Genomic DNA, 23,514 nt, shown 5'->3' with positions numbered 1-23,514 from the left:
TGGTTTTGCGATATAAAGGCAGCAAATGCCTTTATATCGCACTCATGTTAATTAGAAGTACATCCATCCATATTGATCATGATCTTAACTTCACTTAATGACTTTTTAACATCACATACAGCAGTTTCAGGATACTTCGCATGGCTTGGATCACCAGCTACCAAATCATTGATTGCACTGACCAAACCCTCGCCACCATCATCAAAGTTTGAGTAAGGAGTCCAGTAATCCATGTTGGCTTTAACCATGACATCAAATGCCAATCGAGTATTCCAATTCGCTTGGTTTGCTAATATGTAGAATAAATGGTTGTATACCCCACTGGAATAGTGAACATCCAAACCACCATAATACTCATCAGCAGTGTCAATAGACTCACCATCACGGCTTGGCATATCCATGTAGCGTAATGCGTCATAACCGCTGTCTTCTTTCATGATTTCGCCACCAATTTGCCAGGTGCTTTTATTTACAGAATAATATTCAGCTGCTTGAGCCGCCATATCAGAGAACGCTTCGTTCATACCACCTGATTGGCCATAATATTCAAGGTTAGAATGCTGTTCTGTAAAACCATGGCTGATTTCATGCGCTGCTACACCAAGAGATACCAAAGGATACATCATGGTATCACCATCACCGAAAGTCATTTGTCGGCCATCCCAATAGGCATTCTCATAGCCCTCGCCATAGTGAACACGCATCACTAATTGCATCGGCGTTCCATCTTCGTTGCTTAAGGCATTAGCATTATACCAATCTTTATACATGTGGTGTATTACATGGCCAGAGTACAATGCATCATTCGTTGGAGAAGCAGCACCATTGTCTTTATCGTAACCATCTGCTTTGTAACCTGTAAGATAAATATTTGCATCATTAGTGGGGCAATTAAACTTCATTGCTCTACTTCTTGCACTGTATTTATGCCCCATGTCAATTACTTTAACATCGGCATTTTCCATAAAGCAGAGTTCATTGGTCGCATCACGAGTTAAATCAAGATAGGGTAAATCCGTACCGTACTGAATAAAACCTACTTTATTATTTCCACCAAAACCAGACCCATTTACAGAGTCTCTATTTTGAGTTTTTATGTCGTTCCATTGCACAAAAGCTTGATTGGTTTTTGCATCAATAATTGCAGTGGGACGCTCTGGTATTTTATCTTGATGGACAACAAGAGCACTCACTTTGTATGCCCAGTGTGCTTTATGTTGCGCATCAATATAAACCATAGGAGTGACTTTCTCGTCACTGACGTCTTTACCTACATACTTCGCTTTAAATTGTTGTAACGCTGCATCAGCATTTTTCACAAAAGAAGCATCAGGTTGACCTAATTCAGTCTGCAAACCTTGATAAACAACACCATTCATCGCTACATTTGACTTAGCTTTCGCTAACGAATTTACAGTATGCATACTGTGCATAATTGCATAACCACCATACACAGGAAATCCTACATATTGCTGTTGCATACGGACGTGCGTTACTTTATTGCTGTCAGTGTGCTCACTAACGAATCGTAAACTGTCTTTAACAACGGAGACGCCTTGTATCGTCAAACCAAATTTTTGTTTTACTTGCTCTATAGATGCCTTTTGTAACAGCATGGGTTCAGCAGCTCTTGCAGAAGATGCTATTCCTAAAGCCAGGGCGACAGCCAGGGGAGATAAATAGTAATTATGATGCATTTTGAAACCTACTCCTTTATTTGCAACTTAATTGAAGCAACTCATCCCTGTCGAACCAATTTATCCATAAAATCAAAGCTATAAAATAACCTGACTGGCCCAGACAGTGAGTTACGCCTGTGGACACTACTAAATAAACTTTAAAAACTTATTCAAGCTAGCATAGTTTTGGCATTTTTGAAATATTATTTGATGCTTCGTGAGCAACTTATGTGAAAATAATGACCATGAGCGAAGGAACTTTTCATGCAGTCTGGATGCAGCGAAACCCCGGCTACATGAGAAATAAGGAGGGCTTTTACTTATTGAGTGATGGTATTTTGATAATACCATGCCACCAAAGCACCCAGACCTAATACAAGTAATATTACCGCTAAAGACAGCTGACCTTGTATCCTGTTTACAGCAATAATGCCGCTTGTTAATGCAGCTGTTAAATCTTGCATGCTGACATACAACGCAGCCACTGTTCCTGCAATTTGTGGAAATGGGTGAAAAACGCCTGCAAATGCGTTAATAAAGGTAAGGCCTGCTCCCATGCTAAATAAAGCAATCGGGAACATGATTGTCGGTACATTCATTATTCCAGCAAGTGCAAAAATGAGCATAATCCCGCTGCCGCCAATCATCAGCAAGACACCAATAAAGAGCATATAAGCAACTCCTTTAAGCATCACCAATTGACTATTAATTATCCCACTAAAACAAATAGCACCCGCAATGAAAATGGACAGTTGACCATACTCTAAAGGTGTTAAGCCCAATACATTTTGAAATAAAAACGGGGCAATAGTCAGATAAGCAACTAAACCTGCACAAGCAAAACAGGCACATAGGGTATAACCTAAAAAAATCTTTGATTTTAACAAAGCGTAATAATTTTGCAGAATGACGCTTATTTTAGTGGCATTAGGGTTAAGATTTTTATTGGTCTCAGGCAAAGCAAAAAAAATAAAAACCCAAAAGGTCAGACCTACAATGAAAATAAATAAAAAATTAGCTCTCCATCCGAAGTGCTCTTGAATAAATCCGCCCCAAATTGGTGAAACAACTAAAAGAAGTGTGCTTGCAACACCAACATAAGAGCCAATTTTCGATAAATATCTGTCAGCGAAGAGATCACGAATTAAAGAGCGCCCTACAGAGCTGCAAGAACCGATGCCAAACCCTTGCAAAAATCGCCCCAAAGTTAAAACGGCAACAGAAGGAGCAAGTAAACAGCAGAGGCATCCTATAACGCTGATTCCAATACCATAAATCAATGGTAGTTTTCGCCCAATTTTATCGGATAAAGGCCCAAAAAAAACATGGGAAATTCCCAGCCCAAACATAAAAAGAAACAGCGTAAGTTGAATTGATGATTCGCTACTATTAAAAGATTTAGCAATAGCAGGTAGTGATGGAACATATTGATCGATAGAGATTTGCACCAATATCATCATCATAAAAATAATAACATATATGACAGGTCGTACCTTTTGTACCTCCTGTTGCTCAAGCATTTCCTGCATTAAAAGTTCCTTTTTCCAAAAGGAGTTGGAAATTTATGCCATTTTTAGTCTAAAAATGATTCCATCATTATCTAAAGTAAAGTCTAGGTTACTGTGATAAACCGTGCAAATGTCTCCTGGAATTTCATATAAAAAAATATAAAAAAAGTGGAGAACTTGCAGATATCCTCGGAGATATATAGACAATTTTAGGAAGATCAGGCAAAATCTGCCGAAATCGCTTGATACTAACTAAAACATGAAAAAAATTCTGGTTTTACATGGACCAAATTTAAACCTTCTGGGGACTCGAGAGCCTTCAGTTTATGGGGTCACTACGTTAGATAATATCAACACACGTTTAATCAAAGAGGCAACACAAGCTGGATTTTCATTAAACTGTTATCAAAGCAACTCTGAAGCAGATTTAATTCAAGCAATCCACCAGGCTCACATCGATAAAATAAATTATATAATTTTTAATCCCGCAGGCTTCACACATACCAGCGTGGCCTTAAGGGATGCTTTAAGTGCGGTTGCAATACCATTTATTGAAGTACATATCAGTAATGTTTATTCCCGAGAACCTTTTCGTCACCATTCCTATTTTTCTGATATAGCAAAAGGTACTATCAGTGGATTAGGGGCGCATGGGTATTCATTAGCATTAACATCAATTATTGAAAGAGAATCAAATAATGGACATTCGTAAGATAAGAAAATTAATCGAATTGCTGGAAGAAACTGGCATTTCTGAAATTGAAATTAAAGAGGGTGAAGAATCGCTGAGGCTAAGCCGTCACAGCAGTGCTCCTGCGATAGAAGCACCTCAAGTTCACTATGTTTCTTCTCCTGTTCCTCGTCAGGAACTTCCTATTATCAATAATGCACCTGCTTCTCCTATGGCGCCACATACGGAAAGTAAATCCGCAATGCCTGTCACTCCAGGTCATAAGGTTCGCTCTCCTATGGTAGGTACTATGTACACTTCTCCATCACCAGAAAGCGCTCCTTTCGTAGCTGTTGGCCAAATGGTTAAAGCAGGCGACGTGTTATGCATTGTTGAAGCAATGAAAATGTTCAATGAAATTGAAGCGGATCGTGCCGGTAAAATCGTTGATATACTCGTCGCTAATGGAGAACCTGTAGAATACGATCAGGTCCTGTTTGTTATTGAATAGAGGGTGCATTCATGCTCAGTAAAATTGTTATTGCCAACAGAGGTGAAATTGCTCTTCGTATTTTACGTGCGTGTAAAGAGCTTGGCATTCAGACTGTAGCCGTACATTCGGATGTAGATAAAGATTTATTGCATGTTCGTCTTGCTGATGAAACCGTTTGTATAGGCCCTGCGCCAGCACAAAAAAGCTACCTCAACGTCCCAGCGATTATTTCTGCTGCTGAAATTACTGATGCCGTAGCAATTCATCCTGGCTATGGCTTTCTTTCTGAAAATGCTGATTTTGCAGAAATAGTCGAACAAAGTGGATTTTGTTTTATTGGACCTCGGGCTGACACTATTCGCCTTATGGGTGACAAAGTTTCTGCCATTAATGCGATGAAGGCTGCCGGAGTCCCTTGTGTTCCTGGATCAGATGGCCCTTTATCTGATGATGACCGCTTGAACCTAGAAATTGCCCAAAAAATTGGCTATCCCGTTATCATCAAAGCAGCAGGTGGTGGTGGTGGTCGAGGTATGCGTGTTGTACATAGTGAAGCAAGTCTGCTTAACTCTATTGCACTTACCCGTAGTGAAGCGAAGGCCGCATTCAATAATCCCATCGTTTATATGGAAAAATTCTTGGAAAACCCACGTCATGTTGAATTCCAAGTGCTTGGCGATGGCCAAGGCAAAGCCATTCATCTAGGTGAGCGTGATTGTTCTATGCAAAGACGCCACCAAAAAGTAGTGGAAGAAGCACCCGCTCCAGGGATTAGTCCCGAACTGAGAAAAGAAATTGGTGACTCTGTAGTCAAAGCGTGCCAAGAGCTGAAATATCGTGGTGCCGGAACTTTTGAATTCCTGTATCAAGATGGATGTTTTTATTTTATTGAAATGAATACACGTATCCAGGTCGAACACCCAGTCACTGAAATGATCACTGGAGTTGATTTGATTAAAGAACAAATCAAAATTGCCAGTGGCATACCCATGTCCCTTACTCAAGAAGACATCAAATGGCGTGGCCACGCAATTGAATGTCGAATCAATGCCGAAGATGCCAAAACCTTCATGCCTTCACCAGGAACAATAAAATTATTACATCAACCCGGTGGACCAGGTATTCGTTTTGATTCACATATCTACAGCAGCTACACAGTTCCACCGAATTACGATTCGATGATAGGCAAGCTCATTAGTTATGGAGAGACTCGTGCTGAAGCCATTGCCAGAATGCGAAATGCACTCGATGAAATCATTATTGATGGAATAAGAACCAATATTGAATTGCATCAACGCATTTTCCATGACCAGTCTTTTATTGCTGGCGGCACTAATATTCACTATTTGGAAAAAATGTTGAAGGATTAATGCTGTGTGGTTTCAATTAAAGATAGAACATTGTCCAAGTCAAGAAATCGAACTGCTTAGCGAGGAGTTGGAAGAATTCGGTGCGCTATCGATTATGCTGACTGATAAAAATGATAATCCAGTTCTTGAGCCCGAGCCAGGAACAACCCCATTATGGCCTGAAGTCATCATTCAGGCCTTATTTTCAGAAGTATTCCAAGCACAGTATACACGTGATCACATACAGCAAACCTACCCTAAGTTGCTATGCACCCTGGAGGTTTTGGAAGACAAGGACTGGGAAAGGGCTTGGATGGATGATTTTAAACCCCAACGTTTTGGCCGACGCCTATGGGTTTGTCCTACTTGGTCTACTCCACCTGAACCTAATGCCGTCAACCTCATGTTAGATCCAGGCTTAGCTTTTGGTACCGGGACTCATCCTACGACTGCTTTGTGTTTAACTTGGTTGGAACAAGCTGATTTAAAAAATAAAGTAGTTATCGATTACGGTTGTGGTTCAGGAATACTTACCTTAGCTGCTTTGAAACTAGACGCAGCTGAAGTACATGCAGTCGATATTGATCAGCAAGCCTTACAAGCAACCCAAAATAACGCATTAGCTAATGAAATTGATGAGCACAAATTGTCAATTGGTATGCCTGATGCGCTATCTAGTCCTGTAGATTTAATTATTGCTAATATTTTATTGGCACCATTAGTTTCCCTGAAAGAGCGTTTTCAACAACTACTCACCTCAGAAGGTATGCTTATCGTATCAGGAATACTAGAAGAACAGGCCCCTGAACTGATTAAAAGATATGCTTCAATATTTGTCGTAGAGCGTCAGGAGAACCTTAATGGGTGGTCATTATTGGTTTTTTCTAAGTTAAATAAATAGATTTAAATTACTGTAATTGTTTTTAGTGCACGCACAAACATATTCTTAGAGCCTGTCTACGGCTTCAGGCCTATTTTTAGCGAATTTGCAGACAATTCTCATCCAGCTTACGATTGTTAAGGAAGGTATAATGGCCCAAGAACGTACATTTTCTACTTTTACTCCCAAAAGAGCTCTGCTTAGTGTTTCCGATAAGCGAGGCATTGTTGAACTGGGAAAAGAGCTGCACCAACAAGGTGTAGAACTCATTGCAACAGGAAATACTGCGGCATTACTCAGAGAACATGAATTACCAGTTACCGATGTAAGTGAATGCACAGGCTTTCCTGAAATGTTAGATGGCCGAGTAAAAACATTGCATCCAGGTATTCATGCTGGTTTGCTTGCGCGTGGGAAAAAAGATGCAAAAATACTCCGTGAACACTCAATCAAACCCATTGATTTGTTGGTAATTAACTTATACCCTTTTGAGCAAACCATCAGCCGCCCTGACTGTAATTTCAATGAGGCTATAGAAAATATTGATATTGGCGGACCAGCAATGATTCGCTCAGCTGCCAAAAATCATGCGCATACTTATGTGGTGGTTAAACCCGAGGATTATGCTGAGCTAATACAGTATCTAAAAAGCAAAAAAAGCCCTTCTGATTGGGGATTCACTTTAGCTAAAAAAGCCTTCGCTCATACAGCAGCCTATGATGCAGCAATTACAAACTATCTGACCACATTAGATGAACAGTACACCCCTTGCGGCTTCCCAGAGGTTCTTACCTGCCAGTTTAATAAAATAACTGACTTACGTTATGGAGAAAACCCGCACCAACAAGCTGCTTTTTACATTGATAAAAATGTTGAATCCGGTTCTCTCGGCGCTGCACAATTAATTCAAGGAAAGCAGTTGTCCTATAACAATATTCTTGATGCAGATGCGGCGTTGGACTGTGTGAAATCTTTTTCCTGCGAAAAACCAACGTGCGTTATTGTCAAACACGCTAATCCTTGCGGTATTGCCATAGGGGACTCTTTGCTTCATGCTTATCTCAAAGCATTTCAATGTGATCCGAGCTCAGCATATGGCGGTATCATCGCTGTGAACCAAAAATTGGATGCCAATACGGCAAAAACCATTCTGGAAAAACAATTTGTGGAAGTCATTGTCGCTCCCGATGCCAGCAAGGAAGCCAAAGAAGTTCTGGCTAGTAAAGAAAATATTCGTGTCTTGTTGACTGGAGCATGGAAACAAGATGATGCATTTCGTTTAAACATGAAAAAAGTAGATGGCGGATTGCTCGTCCAAGAACACGATTCACTCTCTCTTGGAAGTTATGAATTAAAAACTGTGACTCAAAAGAAACCTTCCGAACAACAAATGAATGACTTAATGTTTGCCTGGCGTGCAGTAAAACATGTTAAGTCCAATGCCATTGTTTATGCTAAAGACGCTGCAACCATTGGATTGGGTGGTGGTCAAACCAGCCGGGTGATGAGTGCACGCATAGGTCTTTGGCAAGCAGCACAAATGGGATTTGACGCTCATGGTGCAGTCATGGCTTCTGATGCATTTATACCTTTTCCCGATACTGTAGAGATTGCTGCTGAAGCAGGTATTTCTGCTATTATTCAACCAGGAGGCTCGATCAGAGATGCACAAATAATAACTTGTGCTGAAGAGCATAGGATAATTATGCTATTCACTGGAGTCCGTCACTTTAAGCATTAGCAAAGACACCAAATTGTAGCCTTGGTGCAGCGCAGCGAAACCCGGGATTACATCTTTAGATTTCCCGGGTTAGGGCTACGCCTTCACCCAGGCTACAAAGTATAATGGAGAATACTGTGAATACACTTGTAATTACAGGGATTAGTCGAGGGATAGGACTGGAAACAGCTAAAATCTTTTTAGCAAATGGTTGGCTCGTTATTGGAACATCAACGAATGGACATACTCCTTTAAAACATAAAAACCTACAAATCCATCCGCTTAATTTAGTGGATTCAGAACAAATAAACCACTTTGCAAAGCAATTACCCAAAATCGATGTATTAATTAATAGTGCTGCTGTTCTGTTGGAGGATTGGCGTGCAGAAAAAATTAATATGAGCCAGTTAAAAGAAACTTTTGCGATCAATGTATTTGGCACCATAGAATTAACGGAACAATGCATTCCTAAGCTAAATCCTAATGCACAAATAATTAACATTTCTTCAGGATGGGGAACGTTCAGCGGCAACGACTCCGCCTGTGTACCCCATTACAAGATGTCAAAATCATGCCTCAACATGTATACCCTACTTTTAGCAAAAAGGTTACCCGAAACTACAGTTTCCAGTTTTGATCCCGGTTGGGTCAAAACAGATATGGGTACCAACAATGCCCCAACCCTACCTTCCAAAACAGCACAAGAACTATATGAGCTCATCAATAAACCAAAGAAAAGTGGTTATTTCTGGCATGAAGGAACAATTAGGGATTGGTAAAGGGCATCCTTTCTATCCTTAATTTAAATCTATATAGCCAATTAGCTATCTGCTCAACAATACACTTAATGCTCGCTTAATAATCTTTTTGTATAATTTTAATTGTGCTGTTTACAAAAAGAGATTTACATAATGTCAATAGAAGCTCAAAAAACTCAACAAATACAGGATTTTCGTTGTGCTTTTCTAAAATACTTGCTTGAGCCTTCTGAAAAAAGACAAAGTGCGTTAATAGAAAGCTGTATCGAGTTAGGTAACCTTACCTGCTTAATTGCAAAACAAAAAGCAGGATCCAAAAAAATAGGGACAGACGAAATTAATGAGGAACTAGAACCTTTAGTTCAAGAGGCAATTAAAGACATTTGCATTACTACAGCACAATCAGAAGTTATTCAGGATTTTCGAGATAAGCTACTTAAAAACAATAGAAATAAAGCGTTTAAGGTCGACTCGGTATTAGAACCTGCGATTCAAACGTTAAAAGATGAAAATCGAGTAGTAGATAATAAGCATCAGAAAGTATTCGCGACCATTTATCCCATTGAACTTGATGGGCATCGCTTAAAAAAATCATGGTTCGAGGCATCGCAGCATGCCGGCGAAGCCGCTTTAACTCTAAGTCAAAAGCTTATGCAAACGACATTGGGCGTTTGTAAAAAAGATCAGATAGAGGAGAGCGATGCACGAGCTTATGCTCAGGCTTATGAGGATGCAAAAGGTCATGGTATCGAAAAACATCGTGGTCTCAAAGAAAAGTTCTATAATTTTTGTAGGGCTTTAAGTTGCGTATTGGTCGTCCCTTATTTTCATTACAGTTCTCAGCCTTCTTTTTGGACTACAGCGAAGACAACAACTCAAGAGGATGTTGATAAATCTCACGAGGCCATTGAGAATTATCAAAAATCTTTTCAAAAACAATAAAACTTGCTAATTACTAATAAAAAAACCAAAATATACTCCTGTTAATTTGTCTCGCAGGAGTTAGGATGACCCATGACAAAGAGCTTGGAGAGCTATTACACGCAATAGCTGAAAAAAGCCTGCAAATTATTTCTGAAATAAAGGAAACTCCCTTACAACTTTCCTTAATAATCAATCAGTATATTGAGCTAACGGAACACTTTCAAAGTGTAATGAGTATTCTGTTGCAGAATCCAGAAAAAATCTGGGAAATGCAGCTTGCATATTGGCAAGATGCTATTAATTTGGCTCAAACCCAAATGCAGCATTGGTTAGATGGGACTTCCATGCCCATTCAGGATCCACGTTTTCGTGAGGAAGAATGGCTCAATAATCCATTTTTTAATATGTTAACTCAGCATTACCTTTTAGCCAGTCAGCATATGAATACTTTGTTTGAACAACTGGAATATCCTGACAAAAACACAGCAAAACGCCTGCAATTTTTTACCAAGCAATATTTAGATGCATTGTCTCCCGCTAATTTTGTGCATACTAATCCCCAGATCATGGATGAAACATTGAAAAGCCATGGCAAAAATTTATTGCATGGCTTGCATAATTTGCTCTCTGATTTAGAAGTCGAGTCCTCGCGTCTCATGATTAAAATGACAGATACTGAAGCATTTAGGCTAGGTGAAAATATTGCGATAACTCCTGGAAAAGTAGTCTTTCGCAACAGCATGATGGAACTAATTCAATATGCGCCACAAACAGCGAGCGTCAAGTCTATCCCTCTGCTTATTGTTCCACCGTGGATCAACAAATATTATATTATGGATTTAAGCCCACATAACTCCCTCATTAACTGGTTAGTGAAGCAAGGAATTACTGTATTTATTATTTCTTGGGTCAATCCAGACTCAAATTTCTCTCATAAAAGTTTATTTGATTATTTAAATGAAGGACCATTAACCGCAATTAGTACAATTAAAAAACAGCTTAATATAAAGCAGGTTAATACCATGGGATTTTGTATCGGTGGAACCCTTCTATCCATGTTGCTTGCATACAATAAAGCGCATCAAGATAAATCCGTTCGTAGTTCCACCTTTTTAGCGTCAATGATTGATTTCAGTGATCCAGGTGATATTGCAGTTTTTATTGATGAGCAACAAATTGCAAAACTAGAAAATGAAATGAAATCTAAGGGATATCTTGCTGGAAAATTTATGGCCTCCAGTTTTAACTCACTCCGGGCAAATGACTTAATTTGGTCGTTCTTTATCAAAAACTATCTGCGCGGTAAAAACCCGGTTCCTTTTGATATCTTGTACTGGAACTCTGACTCCACCAACATGCCAGCAACGATGCATTCTCAATATTTAAGATGGATGTACCTACATAATGATCTGGTCAAACCAGGCAAGATTCATCTTAATCATACTCCGATTGATGTCAGTACAATTGATATCCCCACTTTTTTCCTGTCTACGGAACGAGATCATATAGCACCATGGAAAACAACCTACTTAGGCTTTAAACTGATGAATGGACCTAAGCGCTTTGTTCTCGGAGGTTCAGGACATATTGCAGGAATTATCAATGCACCTGAAGCAAAAAAATATGGCTATAAAGTGAATAGTCATGCCCCTGCTCATGCAGAGCAATGGCTGGAACAAGCAACAGAACACCCGGGTTCTTGGTGGCCAGAATGGTTAAAATGGTTAAAACCTCATTCAGGAAAACTTGTTCCGGCTCCTGATTTTGAACAATTGCCATTAAAACCGATAATGGATGCACCAGGCAGTTATGTTTTGAAAAAATGAAAGAGCAAGCCGTAACCCGGGAAATTCGCGCTAGAAAAACCCGGGTTTCGCTTCGCTGTACCCAGGCTACATTGAAACTAAGCCTTCTTCGAGCTCTTTTTCAATAGTTAAGTAATCAATTTTTCCTGAAGGTAAAACAGGAATCTTACTTCCTGGAACAATCTGATGTGGAACGAGTAATTCCGAATATTCCAAGTCTTGTATTTTTTTAACAAAACTTGCTTTATCGGCATTGTTTGCCTCGCTATACAATATAATTTTTTCCCCTTTACTTGGGCTTTTCGTGCTCACTGCCGCATGTAACAATTCAGGCCAAATAGACGCAGCCACCCCTTCTACAGCAGTAAGCGAAACCATTTCACCCGCAATCTTCGCAAAACGTTTTGCACGTCCGGCAATCGTAATGAATCCTTCATCATTCATAGTGACTATGTCTCCAGTATCATGCCATCCCTCTTCAGAAGTAATCAACGCTCCTGGCTTTTCGGAAGAGAGATACCCCTTCATCACATTAGGGCCACGCAATATTAAACGTCCCCCTTGAGCAATGCCATCTACTGGTTGAATTCGACTTTCCATAAAAGGTAATATCATCCCTACACTACCCGGGATAGAGGCTAAAGGACAATTCATAGAAATTACGGGAGAAGCCTCGGTAGCCCCATAACCTTCATAAATTTTTACCCCAAAAGTATCTATCCAATGTCGAATCGTTTCCGGCTTCACTTTCTCAGCACCTGCAAAAATATAACGCACACCACTAAAATCATGCTGCTCTGCAGCTCGAGCATAACCGGTTAAAAAGGTATCAGTCCCGAACATGATGGTAGCCCCGGTTTGATAAACCAATCCTGGAATTATTTTATAATGCAAGGGAGAGGGATAATAAAAGCAACTGAGCCCATGTATTAAAGGAAGAATTGAACCGGTAGTTAATCCAAACGAGTGGAATATGGGTAAGGAATTAAAAAATTTATCACGAAAAGAAAAATCTACTCGCGAAGTTAATTGAGAACAATTCGCGAGCAAATTAGAATGGGTTAAAACGACCCCCTTGGGAACACCTTCTGAACCGGAAGTAAATAATATAACGCTTGGATCCTCTGGAGAAACTGGAGCGCCAAGGAGTTGATAAGCCAGAGCAGCAAATCTCCCCTTTAATAATCCAGAAAGCTTATGGCCCAAATGTATGGAATCCTTAAAGTCTTCAAGAAAATAAACTTTTATTCCTTTTTCCTGTAATCCCTCGACCAAATCCTCGAGCTTTGCCGTAGTAATGAATTGTTTTGCCGTATAAATTGCTTTTACTTCAGCAATCTTACATGTGGCCAGCACATTATGGAGTCCCAGGCTGAAATTAAGCATGGCCGGGATACGTCGATATGCATGCAGTGCAAAAAAGCTAACCATACCGGCAATGGTCGTAGGCAACATGATGCCTACATGTTCTCCAACATGGGTTTGCTTTTTAATTTGCCGTCCCAAAATAAAGCAGCGAGCAAGAAATTGCTTATGCGTTAACGGAGCACGATTTGCATCTTCAATGAGCGCTTTATTCTTTGTTCCCAAAGCAGCTCCCTGAATAAGGGACTTAAACATTGGCATGGGCTGAAAGCTGTTTGCAAAGGTTAACTCACTGATCAAACGAAACAAACGGGTACTCACTGCATTTCGGTCAAGAGGCTTATCTTTGTCTTGCATATAAGATTGTGTCGGTAATACATGCAAAATAATCTTGGGAAATAAACGAATAAGATGTTTGTCTTTGCTTATAGAGAAAATACTGTGTTGTGCTCCATCAATACGTATAGGGATAACTGAAGATCCCGCTTTTTGTAATACCATTCCAGGGGCATCAAAGACCTTCAAGCTCTCTTCCTGTAAGCCAATTCCTTGAGGAAAAATAACGCAACGCTTTCCATCTCGTATGGCATTAACTAATGCTCTTGCTGCAAAAGCGTTAGTAGAGTCGATGGTAATAACATCGGCAAAAAGCGCCATCATCTTAATCCAAAATTTACTTGATGAGTGAGGTGGGAAAGCTACAGTTAACTGCTCGGGTAAAAAAGCGGCAAGCAAAAGTAAATCAATTGTTGACGTTCTGTTGGCAATAATCACCGAGTTGAGTTCGGGCTGATAATTACCTCGTAACTCCACTTTAAACCAGCGAGCCAATATTGCTCTAATCCACTTACGAGCGCGCTGCTTTTGTCTTTCCTTCCAGGTAACTTGTTCCATGTTTCTGCTTCTCTTATAAAAAATTCGCTTTGGTTATACCCAATCAATCATTTTTTTTCAAGATTGCAACGTACACCCAGGTGTAATAGACTTCTTGATAAAATTGAATGCTAAGGGCAGTAGTGCGATTACTGAAGATTTATCCGACGTCAAAACAAATCCTATGAATTACCGTATCATTCATCCCATTAAAGCTATCATCATTGTTTTAACCTTGGTATTCCTAATTACCACTGCCTTCTTTTTTCAGAAGTATTCAAGTGAAATCATTAATTGGGTTGATCATCTTGGCTGGTTTGCTCCCCTTCTATTTTTAATTATATATTGTTTTGCAACGATTATGTTCTTACCAACTATGGTGCTCACTTTAGCAGGAGGAGCGCTTTTTGGCCCCTTCCTGGGCACCCTAGTCAATTTATTAAGTGCAACCAGCGGTGCAGCATTCTCTTTCTTAATTACCAGGCATCTCGGTTATGACTGGTTTTCGCAAAGAAAAGGAAAAAGACTAAGAAAACTAATTGCCGCCGTAGAACAACGAGGATGGATGAGTGTTGCCTTTCTACGACTAGTCCCAATTGTTCCTTATAATCTAGTCAATTATGGCCTAGGGTTAACGGCAATAAAATTCCGCTCCTACCTAATCACTACGTTTATTTTTCTAATTCCCGCTGAAATTGTTTATACCTATTTTGGATATGCAGGAATGGAGGCTTTATTAAAACAAGGCGCATTTTATAAAAACAGAGGAGTCCTCATAGCAGGCTTAGTCATTTTGTTGCTGTGTATTATCAAGATAGCGCATCTTAATGGCTTTCGTTTCAAGCGCTCAGAGAAGAAGATAATTGAGTAAGTAATGGATGCGCTACTGCGAATACGAGCTCGTCCAAAGAAAGCACCGGACGAATTCCCTGTAAGGAGTTCGTTGTAAAAAGAACATCGGCTTCTTGAAGCATTGTTTTTGTCAATGAAACTTCCATACAACTTAAGCCTTGTTGTTGAGACCATTGCAACAATCTTGAGCGAGTAATGCCAGGAAGTATGCCATCAGTTATAGGCGGAGTCAGTAACCCATTTTTTTTTATCAAAAATAGATTCGCACACGTAGTTTCTGTTGCATGCTGCCGCGTATTAAAAAACAAAGCATCATTTGCACCAAGAGCATTTGCTTGGCGACGAGCGAGGATAGCCTCTAAATAATTGACCGATTTGACTTGATATATGGGGTTATTTTCATCTCTTAACCACGGTACGCTCACCAAACGTAGTGGATGAGTTTCCACCGTATAATTAAAAGTCTGGAATATGAGATGACTGACCTGTCCTTGAGCAACTAATCCCCTAGGCGCAGAACCCCCACTTAAAATTGCTTTAATACCGCCATGATATAAATTATCGCGTTTAATTTTATTCAGTAGATGTTCTAGCCATTGCTCATAAGAAAGATCAAAGGGGATCCCCAGTTTTTGTGCGGAATCGCCCAGCCGTTGCCAATGCAAAAAAGCATAACATGGTTTGGCGCCTTCCACTTTAAGCGTTTCAAACAAACCCTCACCCAAAAAGATGCGATCATCTATCGGAAACGCAAAACTGCTCTCCCCTTCTGTGAGTACTCGTGTTCGTATCATAACTGTAATCCTAGAAAAAGCAGCTGAATCTACAACGAGTGTTTATTGACGAACCAGATTAATAGTCTCCAAAATCGTCTTCCAGTTCATCACGTAAACGTTTTTCATCCAACATATTTTCCAACCGTCTACGTGCGTCTAAATCACGTGGAACAGCTTCTGTAACCTCAGCTTCAACATCCAATTCACTATCGACATCGCCGAAGTCTTCTCCGACTTCTACAACAGCATCTTCATCATCTTCAAACAAATCACTCATACCATTCTCTCAATGAGTTTATACTGTACCTGGAGTCTAAGGGGCAACAAACCCTCATAAAAAACCAGGACGGCTTATATACCTTATTTTTTCTTTCTTGCCTAGTATTTTTAAAAAAAACTAGCATTTTCCTGAGATTTTCAGAGTGACAAATTTTTTTGAGTATTTCAATACCTTGAATTTTTGCAATAAAGAATCGATAATTTAAAGAGAATAATACACCGATACCTGTATGACAGATCAAGTCAAAAAGGCTTTAAGAGATACAATGAAACAAATACGCTCTAAGATGTCTGTTTCGTATCGAGCCGCAGCATCAAGTCAAGTATGTAATCGTATTCGCTTGTTAGAGCAATATCGAGAGGCAAAAAAAATCGCTCTTTATTGTGCAGTTAAAGGTGAAATCGATTTAGATGAGCTTTGGAAAAATGCGCTCTTACAAGGGAAAATCTGTTATTTTCCTGTTCTTAATGAAGAAAATTTAACTCTTTCTTTTTTACCAGCAACATCCGATACCCCTTTCCACAAGAATCGTTATGGAATTGCTGAACCTGATGTTCATCCTGATTTGTCCATTCCTGTAGAAGAGTTAGACTTAGCTTTAGTACCATTAGTTGCTTTTGATGTACGCTGTAATCGTCTGGGCATGGGAGCTGGTTATTACGATCGCACCTTTAAAAACAAAGGAAATTGTCCCTTATTTGGGGTAGCGTACCAATTCCAACGTGTAGACTGCCTTGAGTCCGAACCTTGGGATATTCAACTCAATGCAGTAATTACTCAACGTGCCATTTATTGGTATGGTGGTTTTTAGGTTAACGCATCCGCATTAATTTCTCCGGTACGCACACGGACCACTTGTTGCAACTCATAAACAAAAATTTTACCATCGCCAATTTTACCGGTATAAGCAGATTTGCAAATCGCTTCAATTGCAGATTCGACCATATCATCAGGTAAGGCTAATTCGATTTTAATTTTAGGAAGAAAATCGACTACATATTCAGCCCCCCGATACAACTCAGTATGACCTTTTTGTCGTCCAAAGCCACGAGTTTCAGAAATAGTTATCCCCGGTACCCCTATTTCCATTAATGCCTCATGTACATCATCCAGTTTAAAAGGCTTAATAATTGCCATAATCATTTTCATAATATATTCCGCTGTGATTATACTTTTGTTAGACTCTTTGCAAAAACAAACATGGAGTGATTATGTTCGACCCCAAACAATTTGACGACTTAGCAAAAAAACTTTTTGCTGCTCTTCCCCCAAGTCTACAAAACATTGAAAAAGACATCCAACAAAAATTTAAAGAGGTGCTGCAAGCGGCTTTTGCTCATATGGATCTGATTACTCGCGAAGAGTTTGATGTACAAACCAAAGTTCTGGCGCGTACCCGAGAAAAAGTAGAGCACCTACAAAAGCAAGTCGATGTTTTAATGACCCAGCTTAACAAAGAACAGAAGTAATTGCAGCATAAGCAACGACATTAGAATTCTTGCAGGATGCAAGAATTCTAATAGGAAATTTTGTCGTTCACTTTGTCCAACATCACAGGAATAAGCAATGAATCTTGCGTTTACTAAAACACGTAGTACTGTTGGGATATTGGCACAACCGGTGTCAGTAGAAGTTCATTTGTCGAATGGTTTACCTGGTTTTACAATAGTAGGCCTTGCTGAAACTGCCGTAAAAGAAAGCAAGGATCGAGTTCGCTCTGCAATTATTAATAGCCAATTTGAATTTCCTTGCCGTAAAATCACTGTAAATTTAGGGCCTGCAGATTTGCCTAAAACAGGGAGTGGTTTTGATTTACCAATCGCTCTGGGTATTCTTGCTGCGTCAAACCAAATCCCTAAAAACCAATTAGCCGACCATGAGTTTATAGCTGAACTTGCCTTAAGTGGCGAGCTTCGTGGCATTTCCGCTATTATTCCTGCTGTCTTAGCAGCAAATAAAGACCAAAGTTCGCTTATTATCGCCAATGCAAATGCTCATGAAGCCTCGTTAGCCGGATATCAAAATATCTACAGTGCTAACAACTTACGTGAAGTATGCAGCTACCTTTGCCAAGGAACTTCGTTGCAGTCGCTGCCACCGCAACCAGACTCTTACTTCATGCAATATGCAGAGGATTGGTCTGATATTAAAGGGCAGTTTCACGCAAAAAAAGCCATGGAAATTGCAGCTTATGGCGGACACAGTATTCTACTCAGTGGCGCGCCTGGAAGTGGAAAAACCATGCTAGCAAAGCGCTTTAATACACTATTACCCCCTTTATCCGAAACAGAAGCTCTAGAGTGCGTGGCGATTAATTCCATACGTGGTAAATTACCTGATTTTGCTGAATGGCGTTCCCCACCTTTTCGTGCGCCCCATCATACAGCCTCGCCTGTCTCTTTAGTTGGCGGAGGAAATCCACCGAAACCAGGAGAAATATCTCTGGCACATCATGGAGTCTTGTTTCTGGATGAACTACCAGAATTTAACCGGCAAGTTCTAGAAACATTAAGACAACCACTGGAATCGGGAACAATATGCATTTCAAGAGCTGCGGCACAAATAGAGTTTCCAGCTAAATTCCAGTTCATTGCCGCAATGAATCCCTGCCCATGTGGACAATGGGGCAATCCTCAGGCGAACTGTTTATGTAGCCCTGACCGCATCAAGCGATATCATGCGAAGATTTCAGCACCCCTACTCGATCGTATTGACATGCATATCTCCGTCCAGGCACTCTCTCAGGAAGAATTAGTTGCACCCAATATTAATCCCAGCAAACAAAGTCATCTGATTCGAGAACAGGTTATAAAAGTACGAACCCTACAGTTGGAGCGACAAAATTGTCTTAATGCATCTTTAGCAGCAAACACATGTGAAAAAATTTGTGCCTTGGGTTCTCAAGAACACGATTTTTTACGCCAGTCTATGTTGCAATTCAAACTGTCTGCTCGGGGATATCATCGTTTATTGAAAGTTGCACGCACTCTTGCAGACATGAATGAAAGTAGTCAGGTTTGTCTAGAACATTTGCAACAAGCCTTGTCTTTTAGACACCCCCTACGGACCCCCGGATGAAGAAAAATTGAATGTTCCTTCTCTCCGCAAGAGAGAAGGTACCGGCCAGAGCGGATGTGGGTATTGATTATGGCCATACACCTCTCATAGGAGCGGAAATTTCTTAGGTCATTTGTAAATGAAAAGTCAAATTGACCAAGCGTGTCAGATAATATATTACAGGGACGAGCACTCCAAATATAAGAATAACGATCAATGCTGGTATCGAGTAATGTTTTGTTGCAATACATTGGAGTTCATTATTCCCATAGATTTTTTTCCTTGTGCCTAAAAGATAACTGAGCAGCAATAAGCCATAAAATGGGCAGGAGAAAAAACTGATGCGTACCCACAAATGAGACATGTCCTGGCTGTTTACATAACCAACAGGAAAATTGATAAGAAAAAGACATAGAAGGCAAATAAATATTGTTTTTGTCGAAGCGTCTTGTTCTGTTAACACCGCAAACCAAATAAGTATCATGGGGAAAACTAACAAAGGAAAATAATAAATCCAACCCAAAGGACTCATCAATAACATCATAGCCAGAGTCAAACAAAAGGGTTGGTGGTTTATCGGCTCGCTTTCAGTTGGTCCTAATTTTCTCCAGTACCATAAAAGCAAAATAAAAAATAGCACACTATAAACTAGATTAACGATCTTTAAGTAAAACATGTTAGGGAGTCTCTCGCCTCCCCAAAGCAGACGAAAAAAGTATCCATAAATTGAGGCATTCCAATTATCACCATACCAAAATACCCCCTTCATCATTCTAAAATATTGCTCATAAACCACCGGTCCATGAATCAGTAAGGGCAGCAATGAAGCAATGAACACCGTAACCAGCATGATTGCAGAGACTCGTTTACGGCCTTGTTTTAACGCATAGAAAAATAACAAAGCAGGAAATAACTTAATTGCAACGATGATGCCCCAGGATATACCTGCCAGGTAGTCGCGATGATTTAAATAAAAATAATAACCCACCATAATTAAAAACAACAAAATACAACCAAACTGTAGGGTCACAAAATTCATTAGTGTTGGGAAAAATGCAAAATAAAGAAGGTACAAATTAATATAATTTTTCTGTAAAAATTGCTTAGAAAATGCGTAATAAAAGGTAATGGTTATCCCTATTATTCCTAAAATAAAAGACATGCACAGCCAAATAAACAATGCGCTGGAATAACTTAATTGCGTCAAAAAACCAAATCCCCACAAAACAAATGGTGGATTTAAATTAGCCGGCAATATCTTTATAGAGGGCAAAAAAGTAGTATAGAAATTTCTATAAGGATTTTCGTCCTGCGTTAATGCCTGAGACGATAGATAAAAAGAAGAAAAATCTACCCGTTGATAATACTTAAAAATAAAATAAAACAACAAACAGTAAAAGCTCAGCAATACTAAAATGCATATATGCTGATAGCGTTGGCTCATGGGCATATCCTTGGATGTTCCATATTCAATATCACTGCCGTGTGAATTCCTAAATACTACCCTCGATTACTTATAGCATCAAAAATTGCCATACGCACAAAAACACCGTTCGTAACTTGATTCAGTATAAAAGAATTTGCTCCGTCGGCAACAGCGCTGTCTATTTCGACACCTCGATTTATAGGCCCTGGATGCATCACCATTACATCAGGCTTAGCATAAGCGAGACTTTCTTCTGTTAGAGCAAAATCACGTCGATAAGAATTGAGATCTAAATGATCGGATTCTAATAAGCGCTCATGCTGCACACGTAAACAAATCACGACATCTGCATCAGTTAATCCATCGCGTAAATTATGGGTGACGCGTCCAAAATGTACTGTTTTGGGTTGCCAAAGCTCAGGAGCAACCAATACAAGCTCCCCTATACCTAATTGGGCGCACATACATTGAAATGAATTAGCCACTCGTGAGTGCCTAATATTGCCAAGGATTGCTATTTTTAATTGATCTAATCGTGGCTTTTGTTCGATGATCGTCATCATATCAAGTAAAGCCTGGCTTGGATGTGCATGAGTACCATCGCCCGCATTAATTATATGAATCTCATCGCCAATTTGATTGGCTAAACTTTGCTGCAAACCATCTTGTCGATGACGAATTACAAAATATTGGATTCCCATAGCAGCAAGGGTACGAATTGTATCTTCAATGGTCTCGCCCTTAGTCTCTGAAGAACTCTGCAAGTCCAGATTAATCACCGGCATAGATAAACGCTTGGCAGCCAACTCAAAACTCACACGCGTGCGAGTACTGTTTTCATAAAACAAATTGGCAACAGTATATTGTGCATATGAAGGATAATGATTATGGTGTTTGAAATACACTGCACGTTGCAGTAGAGACTCAATCTGTTGTCGTGATAATTGACTAATTTCTAAAAAGTGATTCATAAAACCCTTATTTTTTAACCGCCAGGAATCTAGATCTGTTTGCATTTTGCGAGCATGAACCCAAATGAGCTAATTTTTCGAGCATTGAAGCACTGAAAATCAGGTTATTTGAACCAAGACAGTAGAAATGGAATAGACCCTATTCAGGATGTTGCAGCCATTGCTCAAGTATAACACACGCAGCGATACTATCTACCTCAGATTGTTTGATTTTACGATATCCACCTTGTGCAAACAATTGCTCCCTCGCCTCAACCGTTGAGAGCCGTTCATCAACTAAATGCACGGGTAAAGAAAATCGTTTACGCAACTCTTTGGCAAACCGACGCGCGGCAGAAGTTGTATATAATTCACTGCCATCAATACACGTAGGAAAACCAACTATTAGCGCTTGGGGTGACCATTCGGCAATGACCTTAGCCACTACGCTCCAATCAGGAACACCAGAGCGAGCACTCAAAGTTGCTAAAGGGGATGCACTACACGTCAGTTGTTGGCCTACAGCAACACCAATGCGTTTATAACCAAAATCAAAACCTAAATATACAGGACTAGGCATGGCCGACATTTGAACTCAATTGACTCATTCTGATCCCTAGGGTAGTTCCAGCATATTCCCAACGATCTTCGAAGGGAACCTCATACAAAATCTCGGAACGATACGGGCAAACCAACCAAGTATTTTCTAGAATTTCTTTTTCCAATTGACTTTCCACCCATCCAGCATAACCTAAAGTAATTAAAACGTCTTTAGGCCCTTTATCTTCTGCGATGGCACGAATAATATCATTTGATGTCGTTACCGTCACCTCATCCTGTAGAAACAAACTGGAGCGCCAACCACCAAATTGTTTATGAATCACAAACCCTCTCTCAGGTTGTACGGGCCCACCAAACATTAAAGGCATTTTGTTTTGTTCCATCCGAACAGGCTCAATATGTAATTGCTCGAAAACGATAGCCAAGGGAAATTGCATGGGGCGATTGACGATGAGACCCACAGAACCTTGTTCATGATGTTCACAAATATAAATCACCGTTCTCTCAAAATTAGGATCATTTAGAGAAGGCATTGCGATCAGCAAATGATTAGCCAATGAGCTTATAATTGCCATGCGCCCTCCCGAAAGGTTCAGTTTATTTATAGGTCTATATTAATTATATACCAATTGAGTATTTTTTATTCAGTTATTTAATCATGTTCCACTGTTACTTTTACATAAAGAGTTGCTTGCTGAGAAAATGGTCTTCCCGCAGTGTAAGATACTGACGAAGGATCAGAATTCTGTGCGCCCTCGGGGGTTCCTAAGGAAACCCATTTATTTAACGGTACCATTAAGGTTGTAGCTACATTTTGGTTATCAAATTGTTGTCCACCGGCGGGATTTTGTTGTTCACGTACTCGACGTACTTTTAGCTCTACCCTTGAACCACGCAGTACAGGTTGCACCAACAATCCATTTTTGATTTGATGCTGTTCGTAAGATATTCCTGTAAAAAAACCAGCACCTACTGAGGTGACTATAGGTACTTCTTCACCTGTCGATACGAATGCAGAGTCGCCGCTCATTACTTTAACTGATTGTGAGCGTCTTACTTCCTCAGGAGATTGTGTGCTATAGCTTACCGAATTTTTATTTTGTGCACTCAACCAATTTGGATCCCCTTGATAAATAGAAATGTTAAATGTTACAGGGGGCACATCGATTTGATGTAATACGGTTCTGATTCCGGTAAGTGTTTGGGGAGAAACCTGAACAACTAAAGTTTGCCCAGAACCACTTATTTTTTCTCCAGATTGCAACAATGGTTGTACTAATTGGATCACCTTTGGGGCAGGAACATAGTGCAGTTCAATCACTTTAGTGATTAGTGTTTGTGAAAACACATTATTTGCCAACAACAATAAACCGATCATCCAAAATCGCTTCATCGTGAACTCCTTGTTCCTGTTGTCATCCATGGATTTCATTTAAGGAAAATTTTATTATGGTAAACCCTAATATTCTCAATTGTAGACCAATATAGAAAATCAATGGAGCAAAATAAAATTTTTTTTACTTTAGCCTTGAAAAATCAATAAATAAAAACGAAAAAACCGATGAACCATAATTCAATAGTTTTGTTC

At 39.8% G+C, this 23,514-nt stretch carries 23 protein-coding genes; 12 read left to right on the top strand and 11 right to left on the bottom strand.

What is annotated here, in order from left to right; all coding sequences use genetic code 11:
- Positions 1-47: 47 nt before the first annotated feature.
- Entirely contained in the window at positions 48-1,697 is a 1,650-nt protein-coding gene (gene proA / locus BGO44_RS16360; protein WP_058510800.1) for a zinc metalloprotease ProA, read from the bottom strand.
- 302 nt (positions 1,698-1,999) lie between these two features.
- Positions 2,000-3,199, bottom strand: a complete 1,200-nt coding sequence (locus BGO44_RS16355; RefSeq protein WP_083503984.1) for a multidrug effflux MFS transporter — start codon at positions 3,197-3,199, stop codon at positions 2,000-2,002.
- Between the two features lie 247 nt (positions 3,200-3,446).
- Here BGO44_RS16355 and aroQ point away from each other — a divergent pair, with 247 nt between their 5' ends.
- The 8 genes from aroQ to BGO44_RS16315 all read left to right on the top strand — a co-directional run bounded on the left by aroQ (position 3,447) and on the right by BGO44_RS16315 (position 11,807).
- Positions 3,447-3,899 carry a type II 3-dehydroquinate dehydratase gene (gene aroQ / locus BGO44_RS16350; protein WP_273198489.1) on the top strand — a complete coding sequence of 151 codons (453 nt, stop codon included), beginning with the start codon at positions 3,447-3,449 and terminating at the stop codon, positions 3,897-3,899.
- Positions 3,886-4,368: an acetyl-CoA carboxylase biotin carboxyl carrier protein gene (accB, locus tag BGO44_RS16345; RefSeq protein ID WP_058510803.1), complete on the top strand. Its 483-nt coding sequence runs from the start codon at positions 3,886-3,888 to the stop codon at positions 4,366-4,368. Before aroQ ends, accB begins: the two co-directional genes overlap by 14 nt.
- 11 nt (positions 4,369-4,379) lie before the next feature.
- On the top strand, positions 4,380-5,720 hold the full coding sequence (gene accC / locus BGO44_RS16340) for an acetyl-CoA carboxylase biotin carboxylase subunit (RefSeq protein ID WP_058510804.1): 1,341 nt from the start codon (positions 4,380-4,382) through the stop codon (positions 5,718-5,720).
- 4 nt (positions 5,721-5,724) lie between these two features.
- Complete coding sequence (gene prmA, locus BGO44_RS16335) at positions 5,725-6,600, top strand: 50S ribosomal protein L11 methyltransferase (RefSeq protein ID WP_058510805.1); 876 nt, start codon at positions 5,725-5,727, stop codon at positions 6,598-6,600.
- Between the two features lie 130 nt (positions 6,601-6,730).
- Positions 6,731-8,320, top strand: coding sequence for a bifunctional phosphoribosylaminoimidazolecarboxamide formyltransferase/IMP cyclohydrolase (purH, locus tag BGO44_RS16330; RefSeq protein ID WP_273198492.1), 1,590 nt, complete (start codon positions 6,731-6,733; stop codon positions 8,318-8,320).
- Positions 8,321-8,436: 116 nt separating this feature from the next.
- Positions 8,437-9,078: an SDR family NAD(P)-dependent oxidoreductase gene (locus BGO44_RS16325; RefSeq protein WP_058510807.1), complete on the top strand. Its 642-nt coding sequence runs from the start codon at positions 8,437-8,439 to the stop codon at positions 9,076-9,078.
- Between the two features lie 132 nt (positions 9,079-9,210).
- Complete coding sequence (locus BGO44_RS16320; RefSeq protein WP_058510808.1) at positions 9,211-9,999, top strand: hypothetical protein; 789 nt, start codon at positions 9,211-9,213, stop codon at positions 9,997-9,999.
- Positions 10,000-10,064: 65 nt separating this feature from the next.
- The gene (locus BGO44_RS16315) at positions 10,065-11,807 is read left to right on the top strand and encodes a PHA/PHB synthase family protein (protein ID WP_058510809.1); all 1,743 of its coding nucleotides are present in this window, start codon (positions 10,065-10,067) and stop codon (positions 11,805-11,807) included.
- 66 nt (positions 11,808-11,873) lie between these two features.
- Here BGO44_RS16315 and BGO44_RS16310 read toward each other — a convergent pair whose 3' ends face one another.
- Positions 11,874-14,045, bottom strand: coding sequence for an AMP-binding protein (locus tag BGO44_RS16310; RefSeq protein ID WP_273198496.1), 2,172 nt, complete (start codon positions 14,043-14,045; stop codon positions 11,874-11,876).
- 163 nt (positions 14,046-14,208) lie between these two features.
- On the opposite strand from BGO44_RS16310, the gene BGO44_RS16305 reads away from it, so the two are divergent.
- Positions 14,209-14,895, top strand: coding sequence for a TVP38/TMEM64 family protein (locus BGO44_RS16305; protein WP_058511704.1), 687 nt, complete (start codon positions 14,209-14,211; stop codon positions 14,893-14,895).
- On the opposite strand, the gene BGO44_RS16300 is transcribed toward BGO44_RS16305, so the two are convergent.
- Positions 14,864-15,670 carry an aminotransferase class IV gene (locus BGO44_RS16300; RefSeq protein WP_273198497.1) on the bottom strand — a complete coding sequence of 269 codons (807 nt, stop codon included), beginning with the start codon at positions 15,668-15,670 and terminating at the stop codon, positions 14,864-14,866. The two genes, BGO44_RS16305 and BGO44_RS16300, sit on opposite strands and share 32 nt — an antisense overlap.
- 58 nt (positions 15,671-15,728) lie before the next feature.
- Complete coding sequence (locus tag BGO44_RS16295; RefSeq protein WP_058510812.1) at positions 15,729-15,929, bottom strand: PA3496 family putative envelope integrity protein; 201 nt, start codon at positions 15,927-15,929, stop codon at positions 15,729-15,731.
- A 232-nt stretch (positions 15,930-16,161) separates the two neighbouring features.
- Between BGO44_RS16295 and BGO44_RS16290 the strand changes: the two genes are divergently transcribed.
- The gene (locus BGO44_RS16290; RefSeq protein ID WP_058510813.1) at positions 16,162-16,743 is read left to right on the top strand and encodes a 5-formyltetrahydrofolate cyclo-ligase; all 582 of its coding nucleotides are present in this window, start codon (positions 16,162-16,164) and stop codon (positions 16,741-16,743) included.
- Here BGO44_RS16290 and BGO44_RS16285 read toward each other — a convergent pair.
- On the bottom strand, positions 16,740-17,081 hold the full coding sequence (locus BGO44_RS16285; RefSeq protein WP_028380978.1) for a P-II family nitrogen regulator: 342 nt from the start codon (positions 17,079-17,081) through the stop codon (positions 16,740-16,742). The two genes, BGO44_RS16290 and BGO44_RS16285, sit on opposite strands and share 4 nt — an antisense overlap.
- A gap of 62 nt (positions 17,082-17,143) precedes the next feature.
- Between BGO44_RS16285 and ubiK the strand changes: the two genes are divergently transcribed.
- Together ubiK and BGO44_RS16275 are read left to right on the top strand one after the other, a co-directional pair.
- Complete coding sequence (gene ubiK / locus BGO44_RS16280) at positions 17,144-17,401, top strand: ubiquinone biosynthesis accessory factor UbiK (protein ID WP_058510814.1); 258 nt, start codon at positions 17,144-17,146, stop codon at positions 17,399-17,401.
- 97 nt (positions 17,402-17,498) lie between these two features.
- The gene (locus BGO44_RS16275) at positions 17,499-19,010 is read left to right on the top strand and encodes a YifB family Mg chelatase-like AAA ATPase (protein WP_273198499.1); all 1,512 of its coding nucleotides are present in this window, start codon (positions 17,499-17,501) and stop codon (positions 19,008-19,010) included.
- 103 nt (positions 19,011-19,113) lie between these two features.
- Here BGO44_RS16275 and BGO44_RS16270 read toward each other — a convergent pair whose 3' ends face one another.
- The 5 genes from BGO44_RS16270 to BGO44_RS16250 all read right to left on the bottom strand — a co-directional run bounded on the left by BGO44_RS16270 (position 19,114) and on the right by BGO44_RS16250 (position 23,319).
- Entirely contained in the window at positions 19,114-20,433 is a 1,320-nt protein-coding gene (locus BGO44_RS16270; protein WP_273198502.1) for a glycosyltransferase family 87 protein, read from the bottom strand.
- A 56-nt stretch (positions 20,434-20,489) separates the two neighbouring features.
- A complete protein-coding gene (locus tag BGO44_RS16265) occupies positions 20,490-21,386 on the bottom strand; it encodes an aspartate carbamoyltransferase catalytic subunit (protein ID WP_273198505.1) in 897 nt (298 codons plus the stop codon).
- 139 nt (positions 21,387-21,525) lie between these two features.
- Positions 21,526-21,945, bottom strand: a complete 420-nt coding sequence (gene ruvX, locus BGO44_RS16260) for a Holliday junction resolvase RuvX (protein WP_058510817.1) — start codon at positions 21,943-21,945, stop codon at positions 21,526-21,528.
- A complete protein-coding gene (locus BGO44_RS16255) occupies positions 21,938-22,501 on the bottom strand; it encodes a YqgE/AlgH family protein (protein WP_058510818.1) in 564 nt (187 codons plus the stop codon). The genes ruvX and BGO44_RS16255 overlap by 8 nt, the downstream gene beginning before the upstream one ends.
- Positions 22,502-22,578: 77 nt before the next feature.
- On the bottom strand, positions 22,579-23,319 hold the full coding sequence (locus BGO44_RS16250; protein WP_058510819.1) for a type II/III secretion system protein: 741 nt from the start codon (positions 23,317-23,319) through the stop codon (positions 22,579-22,581).
- Between the last annotated feature and the right edge of the window lie 195 nt (positions 23,320-23,514).

The sequence above is a fragment of the Legionella sp. 39-23 genome (genome assembly GCF_001897665.1).
GTDB classification, from domain to species: Bacteria; Pseudomonadota; Gammaproteobacteria; order Legionellales; family Legionellaceae; genus Legionella; species Legionella steelei.
Note: the sequence above shows the minus strand (reverse complement) of the source record. Positions and strands in the feature narration are given on the sequence as shown.